The following is a 6,897-nucleotide window of genomic DNA, read 5'->3' on the forward strand; positions in this document are numbered from 1 at the left end:
ACGTCACACATTGTCACGAGTCCGCTGTCGATCACCTACACGTCATCGGGTGACGCCGGGCCATCACCGACCATGAGTACTGCGGAGGACGTTCATGAAAGATGGCAGCTTACCCCGCAGTTCATCGAGAACTCCGGGCGTGCGGTCATCCCTGTATCGGGTGAAATTCACTTCAGCAGGCTGCCCCGCGCGCGCTGGGAGGACCGCCTGCGTTTGATGAAGGCCGGCGGCATCACGGTGGTGGCCTGTTATGTCTTCTGGCTTCATCATGAGCAGCAGCAAGGTTTGGTCCGATTCGACGACAATTTGGACGTGGCTGCGTTCGTGCAGCTCTGCGGTTCGGTGGGCTTGGACGTGGTCCTTCGCATCGGTCCGTGGGCACACGGCGAGGCCCGCAACGGCGGGTTCCCTGACTGGGTCCAGGCAGCAAACGTGAAGCACCGCACCAACGATCCAGCGTATCTGGCCCTCGTGACGGCGTGGTTTTCACGTCTTGGCCACGAACTCAAGGGATTGATGGGGCCGGCCAGCAACGTCGTCGGTATCCAGTTGGAGAATGAACTATATGACCAGCCGGCCCACATCCAGGAACTCAAGAAGATCGCCCGCAGAACAGGATTTAGCGCCCCCCTGTGGACGGCAACAGCATGGGGAGGGGCAGAGCTTCCGGTGAAGGAGGTCATGCCTGTCTACGGCGGGTATGGAGACGGATTCTGGGTAGACGCCGAAGCTCCGTGGGATCCTACCTTCAGGCAGCACTACTTCTTCAGCCATGAGTGGGACGATCCCGGCATCGGCGCGGACGTCCGGAAAAATCTGGGTGGGGAAAGCACTGAAGGTTCCGGGAGAGGGACGGCAGGCTACCCTGCCGCTACCTGCGAGTTGGCCGGTGGAATGGCCACCGCCTACCACCGACGTCCCTGGCCAGATGCGCGGGACGTAGCGGCCATCGCCCACAACAAGATCGGCAATGGCTCGGCATGGCAGGGCTACTACATGTTCACTGGCGGGGCCAATCCCGCGGCGCACCTTCAGGAATCACAGGCGACCGGTTACCCCAATGACTTCCCGAACTTTGATTACGACTTCCACGCACCTGTGGGCGCTGCGGGCCGGCTGGCCGGAAGCTTCGCCCAGCTACGCAAACAGCACGCGTTCCTGGCCGCCTTCGGCGACCAACTCGCGCACATGTCCTCTGCTCTGCCAGACAGGCAACCTGAGGACGTGGACGACACGACAACACTCCGCTGGGCGCTCCGAAGCGACGGCACCGCTGGCTTCGTGTTCATCACCTGGCACCAGCCTCATGTCCCATTGGAGACCCACCAGCCCACGCAGTTCACTCTTGAGCTGAACGACCAGACCCTCACGTTACCCAGCCACCCAGTTGCCATCCCTCCGGGCACCATCGCCCACTGGCCGATCAACCTCAGCTACAACGGCGTACATCTGTCTTGGGCCACCGCTTCTGCGCTCACCGTGGTAGGCGCAGCCTCCCACCCCACGCTGGTGCTGACAGCGGAAGCGGGAATCCCCGTAGAACTCCGTTTCGGGCCGGACACACACGTGCCGGGCCGAACTCTCGCCCCGGACGGCACCTTCCACATCGACCACGCTGAACTTCCCCTCACCCTCACGGCATCCTCGGGGAACAGTTCGCTACCCATCCTCATCCTGCCTCCGCACCTCGGAGATGAGGCGTGGGCACTGGAGTCAGAGAGAGGGCGGGAACTCGTTCTCAGCGCCGAACCCGTTTGGATATCGGCCGCTGGAACGCTCAGCGGCCGCTCTACAGGCAGACCCGCCGTCCAACGCTATAACCCATCATCGGGCAGTTTCGATGACCTCCACCTCACAGTTCACGCAGGCACAATTGGACTGCATACCGTCAACACTGAAGCACTCTTCACGGCCAAGACCGTGCCCGCCTCGTACGGCTCGTCCGGCGGCCGGGCCGCAGCGCCCGACGAATACACCATGGCTGGCTTGGCAGCATCCTTCCGGCTCCATCTGCCCCCGGTGCTCCTCGAGGAAGGGCAGGCCACCAGGCACCTTGAACTGGAGATTGGCTGGACCGGCGATGTCGCCAGGCTCCTCGTCGATGGCGAGGTGGTCAACGATCGATTCTGGGACGGCTCACCCTGGATCGTGGAAGTTCACGACGCAGGCATCGTCCCCGGTTCCGACGTAGTCCTCCAGATCCTCCCGCTGGCCAAAGACGCGGAGGTTGGGCTGCCGAAGGATGCCCAACGTCTGCGTGATTCGAACGCGGGAGCCCTGCACTCACTCGATTACGTCCACCTTCAAGGGTGGCAATCCTGGGAAGAGCGCGACGTCGAGAATTCACCCTGACAGGTGACCGGCTTCGTGTCCCTCGCGGTGGCCAACGGATGTAACGCACGACGGCGGCAGGACGCCGTCGTGCGGTACGGTCCTTTTGACCTCGGTTCGCCTAGGCCTAACGGCGACCAGCAGTCCATGCTCCATCCGGATTATCAGGGAGTCGCGGTGTATCTCCCTGCACGGATCAGGGCGTGGAGCTCTACCGGCTGCGGTAAGAGGCGGTCCTTAGGCAGCGGGGCGGGCCCGCAGGCGGCGCTGCCAATGCCATCGAGAGCGATATCGAGAGTGACGACCGTCTCAGCGCCAGGCACCAAGTCTGCGTCATGCGTGGCCGCGGTGAGCTCCTCCGGTGTCCATGGCCGGGCCGTGAACCCGAACCCGGAGTCAGCGACGACCCCTACACGGTGGGTCCCGCTACTGAGTGCCAACCTGCGAAGACCGCCGCGCGCGCCGTTCTCCTGTGGGAAGACATAGGGAACTTGCAGTTCGTCCACGCTCGCTGACCACAGTCCCAGTCTGGTGGCAGAGAACGTGTCCCGGTAGCGTTCCCCGGGTCCGTAGCCATACCAATCCACTTGGTTAAAGGATGCGGGAAGAGCAAAGCGGAGGCCGATGCGGGGCCATGAACACATCCAGGCTCCATAAGGCGTCGCCCTAAGACCAAGGCGCAATTCGCCAGATTCTTCGGTGAGGGACCATAACCACTCAACGCGAACTCCAAAACTGCAACCGAGGGGGGCCACCCGGGTCAGCACGCTGAGTTGATGACTGTTGTGCATGACTTCGAGGGCGGTGTGGTCGAGAACATGCAGACCAGCGCCGCGCCATTGTTCAGCAACTGAGGCTTCACCGAATGCCAGGTCGTTGCTTGTCGGAGCCCTCCACAGATCGAGCTTTGGCGGGGTCGACAACGTGACACCGCCCAAACCAACCAGCTCTCCGGTGTCCCGGTCAAAGGACCCCGGCCCCAAGTGCCACAGCTCCGCGGAGCTGTTGTCCAGCGGAGCCAAAACCTCGGCAGAGACAACAGCCAGCTGCCCAGGCACCGGCCCGGCAACGGCCTGCCCGAATGAGATTTCATGCCCCGCGTCGGCCCACCATGTTGCTTCCTTTGTCACGGCAGTCACAGTGAGCGACATCTCACCGTTCCCGACAGGGAGAGTGGGGAGTTGACTCTGATGGTTCCCGCCGGCGGGAATCGTCGGCAAATCCAGCGTTCCACGGGCCGTTTCGACCCCCTCGAAGGCTGCGCTCCAGCGAAACACCACCTTGTCCAGGGCGGAGAAATCGTGAAGGTTCCGCACAGTGACCGTGTGGTGATGAGGGTCTACGCCAATCCGTATCGGCGAGAAAACGGACTTGAATTCGAGCAGCCCGGGCGAAGGGGTCCCGTCCGGAAAGACGAGTCCGTCGATTGCAAAAGTGCCGTCATGGACCGGCTCACCGTAATCGCCACCGTACGTGTAAACGGTTCGCCCGTCGGGAAGTTGTCGGGCAAGGCCCTGGTCTCGCCATTCCCACACGAAACCGCCTTGGCAACGATCGTGCTTTTCGAATAGCTCCCGGTAGTCCAGCAGTCCACCTGGCCCGTTGCCCATCGCGTGTCCATATTCGGTCAAAATGAAGGGCAATTCTCGGCGGGCAATGTCCCTGAGGCTGTCTTTTTCGCTTGACGGATCGATCCGGTCCTCCCGGCGACCAATCTCTTCCATGCGGGCGAACGAGGTATACATCTCCCCAAAGACATCCACATACTCACAAGCGACGTCGTGAGAGTAGTGGATTGGCCGGGTTTCGTCACGGAAGCGGGTCCATTGCGCCATTGCGGCGAGGTTCCCACCGGTACCAGCCTCGTTGCCCAAGGACCACAAAATTACGCTGGGGTGGTTCTTGTCCCGTTCCACCATTCGCCGCATACGGTCAACGTAGACATCCCTCCAAGTGGGATCGTCCGAGGGGTTCAGGGCCCATCTAGGATCTATGTAGTTGTTGGTCGGATCCTGGGAGAAGAAACCGTGCGTTTCGAGATCACATTCATCCACCACCCACAGCCCGTGCTCGTCGCAGAGATCGAGCAGGTGAGGAGATGGAGGATAGTGGCTCGTGCGGACGGCGTTCACGTTGTGCTGCTTCATCGTGCGGATGTCCGCTTCAAGGTCTTCTTTGGTGAGAGCCCGGCCGAGCTCTGGGTGGAAGTCGTGATGGTTGACTCCGCGAAGCATGATCGCCCGCCCGTTGACCAGAAGCTGTCCGCCGCTCACTTCGACTCGCCTGAAGCCGACTCGAATCATGCGGGTTTCCGCGGGTGTGGACACGGTTACTGTGTAGAGGCGGGGCGTTTCGGCAGTCCACGGCTCCACTGAGGTGAACGTCAATTTCTTACCCGTCGGAGTGGCGGTGATACCGAGTTCCGGCGAATCAATTGTCGCGGCCGCTGTTGTATCGATGCGAAGTGTTCCGAAACCGGTCTGTGCGTCGTAGTCCGCTTTCACAAAGTGGTCACCGATCTCGCCCACGGGTCGCTCAAGAATGGAGACGCTGCGGAAGATGCCGGGCAGCCACCACATGTCCTGGTCCTCGATGTAGGTATGCGCGGACCACTGATGAACGCGAACTGCAAGGGTGTTCTGGCCGCGAACCAGGTGGTCGGTGATATCGAAGTCCTGCTCGAGGCGGCTGCCGCGCGTTATGCCGATTGCCGCTCCGTTGAGCCACACACGACCTATCGACTCGATGCCTTCGAAGCGGAGCACCCATCGGCTCTGCGCTGGCGACTCGGCCCAGTCAAAGCCACGTAGGTAGTCGCCTGTGGGATTCGAGTGGGGCACCCGCGGCGGATCGACGGGAAAAGGGTAGGTAGTGTTCGTGTACCAAGGATTGCCGAAACCCTGTAACTGCCAGTGTCCGGGCACTTGGATATCTGACCATTGGCCGGCGGCCTCTGAGAGCGCTTGCCGGCCCGCCTGCGTTACGGTGGGCGAGTAGCGAAATTTCCATGTCCCATCGAGGTCGATATTCTTTGCGGTGGTATCCCCTGTGGAGGCCCTCGGCGTCAAGGTTCCTTCTGACGGTTCAATGGCCGTCACGTAACTGTTTTCCTGACGTGTTCTCCGCGAAAGGTCCTGCATGTCCGTTCCATCCTTAGTGCCCGGCCGTCGACTGGACGACGGCCGGGTCAGTTCACGTTCTGCTTGCGTTTGCGATGTGTCAGTTGAACTCTTCGGGTGACCAAGCATCCCGCCAATCAATCCTTGGCACGTCACCATCGAAGGTAATGGGTAGCCAGACGTAGTCTGCCTCCCGAAGATCTGACTGATGTTGGACAGATTCCTCCGCTATCTCGGTTTCTGCGTCATCGCTGTTGAAAAGGTGTCGGTACCGCTCCGTTTGGTTGGATTCTTCGGGCGTGAGATCCGGGAGCCAACGGTCCGCGATCGCGATATACAGATCGCGCTTGTGGGGATGCCTGAAGACCGAGCTCACCTGCGATCGGTAGGAGGTCCGGCAGCTGTCGTCGGGATGTGGATCTCCCAGGACAGTCCATGGGCCGTGGTAGGTGCCGGCAACCGCGACCTCCGAAGCATTGGGAAAGTATCCCGATGTTCCCGAGGTTATGAGGTAGTGCTTCGTACCCCTGCGGAAGTAGGCCGGCGCCTCCCGCACGTCCGGCGGTGCCGGCTGCGGGAAGTGTGTGGTGTAGTAGCCCGTCACTCCCGTGTAGTCCGGCGTGAGGTCCGCGCAGATCAGCTCGCTGTGTACCCGCTCGAAGTAGTAGTAAGCCTTCCCATCCGTGGGGTCGATGACGAGATCAAAGTCGCCTGCGTTCATGCCCAAGGGTTTGAAATCGGTGGCCACAATCTCGTACGGTCCCAGGAGATCCTCGGCGACGAGCACGGTGGTGCGCTGGTTGAGTCCTTCGCCCATAATTTTCACCCAGCACACGTACTGCCCCGTTTCGGGGTGCTTGATGATGTGGGGGCGATCGAGCAACTTCGTGGGATGAAGCGGCGACTCGTTGTCGTCCGGGGTCGGCGGAATGATCAGGCCACGGTCTTCCCAATTAACAAGGTCTGTCGAGGCGTAGCAGCGGATACCCCAGTGCCAAATACCGGACCCCGGCTCGGTATGTTCCTTGTTCTCGCCGTACCAGTAGAAGACGCCGTCCTCGAAGAGGACAGAGCCGCCGTGGGCATGGATTCGGTTGCCGTTGGTGTCGAGCCACGGTTGGCCTGGGCGGATGTGGGTTTCCTTGGGCATTTCGTCTTTCGGGATTTCGCCGTGAGTTTCAGAGCTGGAGGTCAGATGGTCAGCAACGGAGTGGGACATCCGGGATTAGCCTTTGAGGCCTTGTGTGGAGACGCCTTCGACGATGTAGCGCTGGAAGACGAGGAAGAACACCAGGACCGGGAGGAGTGCCAGGACGGACATGGCGATCATGGCTCCGTAGTCCGAGGACTGTGTTTGGTCCACGAAGAGCCGCAACGCCAACGGGAGCGGGTACTTTTCCGGGGTGTTGAGGTAGAGCAGCGGGCCGAGGAAGTCGTTCCAGCTCCA

Annotated in this window: 3 protein-coding genes and 1 pseudogene; 1 reads left to right on the forward strand and 3 read right to left on the reverse strand. The window is 61.3% G+C overall.

Translation table 11 applies throughout. The features are described from left to right. Window positions 1–72: 72 nt before the first annotated feature. Complete coding sequence (locus ACIQH5_RS03255) at window positions 73–2,352, forward strand: beta-galactosidase (RefSeq protein ID WP_400400212.1); 2,280 nt, start codon at window positions 73–75, stop codon at window positions 2,350–2,352. Between the two features lie 143 nt (window positions 2,353–2,495). On the opposite strand, the gene ACIQH5_RS03260 is transcribed toward ACIQH5_RS03255, so the two are convergent. From ACIQH5_RS03260 to ACIQH5_RS03270, 3 genes and pseudogenes are all read right to left on the reverse strand, one after another. Beyond that, on the reverse strand, window positions 2,496–5,471 hold the full coding sequence (locus tag ACIQH5_RS03260; RefSeq protein ID WP_400400214.1) for a glycoside hydrolase family 2 TIM barrel-domain containing protein: 2,976 nt from the start codon (window positions 5,469–5,471) through the stop codon (window positions 2,496–2,498). Window positions 5,472–5,550: 79 nt separating this feature from the next. Then, the gene (locus ACIQH5_RS03265; RefSeq protein ID WP_400400216.1) at window positions 5,551–6,669 is read right to left on the reverse strand and encodes a family 43 glycosylhydrolase; all 1,119 of its coding nucleotides are present in this window, start codon (window positions 6,667–6,669) and stop codon (window positions 5,551–5,553) included. Window positions 6,670–6,675: 6 nt separating this feature from the next. Next, window positions 6,676–6,897: pseudogene (locus ACIQH5_RS03270) on the reverse strand (carbohydrate ABC transporter permease); the annotation flags it as partial.

Origin of the sequence: Paenarthrobacter sp. NPDC091711 (assembly GCF_044756605.1) — a bacterium.
Lineage (GTDB): Bacteria > Actinomycetota > Actinomycetes > Actinomycetales > Micrococcaceae > Arthrobacter.